The organism is Longimicrobiales bacterium, assembly GCA_028823235.1.
GTDB lineage: Bacteria > Gemmatimonadota > Gemmatimonadetes > Longimicrobiales > Gaopeijiaceae > UBA2589.
The window spans coordinates 1-2,498 of record JAPKBW010000073.1 but is presented as its reverse complement, the minus strand read 5'-3'; the positions used below and the strand labels follow the sequence as shown (position 1 = coordinate 2,498).

Below are 2,498 nucleotides of genomic sequence, written 5' to 3'. Positions count from 1 at the left end.
GGTGAGGCCTGGGGCACGATGGTCTGGGGGCTGCCGATCTCGGTACCGACGTTGCAGGGTTTTGGTTTGATCGTGCTGGCGCTGGCCTTCTCAGGGAGCGCGGCGTGGCTGCTGCGCAAACGCAGCGGAGCCCTGAGCCTGCCGGTGCTGCGGGCGAGTTACGCAAGATTTGCCGAGAGGCTGGCAAACAGTGGCCAGTCCGACGATGCGGAAAAGATCCTCAACCCGTCCCGCGAAGTCGCCACGAAAGCCAACCGTTGTGGATAGGCCCTTCAACCTGCGTTGTGCAGAACCCGCGGAGTAGGTTGGACGCGTGAGTCCAGGCGATCGGGCACGCAGCGTGCCAGCGGTCTGGGAAACGAGGACGAGGTCCGATGCGCTTCAGAACGCTTCACCACATCGACCTACTGCTTCTGGGGACTCTGCTTCCCCTCTGGCTCTTCTGCCTTACCCTGCATATCCAGGAGATCAACAGGACCGGCTTTGGCGGGTTGCCCATCTACGCCTCCGCTGCAGAAGCACATGGCGGCTACCCCGTGGTCGCGGGCTTTCGCCTAGAGCGCGGGCGGGGTGGCCAATCGTTCGAACTCGGAGACCGCTTGATACGAGTTCGTAGCACCGACCTCGCCGGGGTCGGCTACATCGGGTTCGACGCATTGGCGCTCGATGCGATGGCCGGGGAAAAAAGTGCTCCCGCCCTGATCGAGCGAAATGGCCACCGTCAGATCATGACGCTCGAGATGCAGGGCACGGGTGTGGCCTGGTACCGGGCTCTGCCGCTTGTTGTCTGGGCACTCGTGGCGATCCTCGTGCTTCTCCGTGGCCCACCGGTCTATCCGACCCGCCTGTTTTTCGCGGCGACTTTCTGTGTCGTCATCACGGGGACACAGTTTCACGGGGGCCCCCCGTGGCAGACCTATACATCTCTCAACCTGTTCAATGTGTTTGGTGGTATCGGAATGATCCTGGCACTGCGCTGGGCAATTGGCTTTCCGGACGAGATACCGAATGATCGTCGCTTGTCTGTATCTTGGTCGTGGCTAGGCGTCATCTGGTGGCTCGCCCGCAGCGGATATTATTTGGGCGGCCCTCTGCTTGCGAGCCGTACGGCGGTCATTGCACTGCTCTTCGATGGGTTGTTCGCCGTAGGTGGCGTGGTGATCCTGACTCGGAACTACTTCTATGCCGACCCAGTGGGGAAGCGAAGGGTCAAGTGGGTCGTACTCACGGCCTATGCCGGTGTTGGGCCGCTTCTCCTGTTGGGCCTCGCTCGGGTGCTGTGGCCCGACCCCCGTCAGCTCGATGCCTTTTTCGAGCCTGTGACGATGCTCTTCGTCCTGGTGCCCATCGGTTTCCTCATCGCGATTCTCCGTTACAACCTCTATGACATCGACCGACTCATCAGCCAGACAGCCATCTACAGCGCTCTGGGTGGCGTGCTGCTGGCAGCGACTTTAACGGTGATTCCCAGCTTGGCTGCGGCCGGAAGCAACTTGACGGGGATCGAGCCTGCGACCAGTCAGACACTGCTCTCGGTCACGTTGGCGGGCCTTGCTGTGCCGGCACAGCGTCGTTTTCTGCCGCAGTTCGAGCGGCTCTTCTTCCGCGAGCGCCACGACATGGAAACCGACATCGCTCGACTGCTCCATTCCCTGTCGGAGGCCCCGAGCCCCGAGTCGCTCGCAGAATGCGCCGGGCAGGAACTGGATCGAATCCTGTCTCCTGAATCGACGGTGATGTATGCCCGATCCACCGCAGGTGAAACCTATGAACCGGTGTTCGTTCGCGGGCACATTACGCCGCCAGCATTCGACAGCACTAGCGCGCTCGTGGCCAATCTGAGCGCGCGCGAAGGACCCCTGGCGTCATCTTTGGCCGTAGGGAATCACGCCGCGATCCAATTGGGGCCCTTCGACGTGGCTTGCCTCGAAACGTTAGGGGTTCCGCTCGTGCTCCCCGTTCGGCATGGTTCTGATCTGATCGGTTTCCTTACGCTGGGCCCCAAGCGCTCGGGTGATGTCTACACATCAACGGACATCGCGCTGCTTACGGCCGTCTCCGACAAGCTGTCGAGCGAGTTCCTTCGATTCGATCAGGCCGCGGCGATCGAATCGGCGCAGACGATGCGCGATGCACTCCGGCGCTATGTCCCCGGATCCGTCGCGGAGCAGATCGAGGCCGGGCAGGAAATCGAATCAGACGAGCGCGAAGTGACGGTGCTCTTCGTCGATCTATGCAGCTATACGCAGTATGCGGAAAACCGCGCACCCCAGGAAGTGTTCTCGACTGTGAACCAATACACCGAGACGATTTCGACGATCGTTAGTTGTCGCGGTGGAAGCGTCGTCGAGTTCAATGGGGACGGGATGATGGTCGTCTTCGGTGCCCCAACTTCGATGGTGAACAAGGAGCGCGCCGCGGTGCACTCGGCGCTGGAAATCGTCGACGCGATGAGGACCCTTCCCGCGCTGTCTACAACGGGGCTCATGGTCGGAGTT

At 61.5% G+C, this 2,498-nt stretch carries 2 protein-coding genes; both read left to right on the top strand.

The genetic code is table 11. The features are described 5' to 3' along the window. Nucleotides 1-267, top strand: a 267-nt coding sequence (locus OSA81_13660) for a hypothetical protein (protein MDE0900048.1), incomplete at its 5' end; no start/stop codon positions are given. Between the two features lie 107 nt (nucleotides 268-374). Then, the coding region (locus tag OSA81_13655) for an adenylate/guanylate cyclase domain-containing protein (GenBank protein ID MDE0900047.1) at nucleotides 375-2,498 on the top strand (2,124 nt) is incomplete at its 3' end.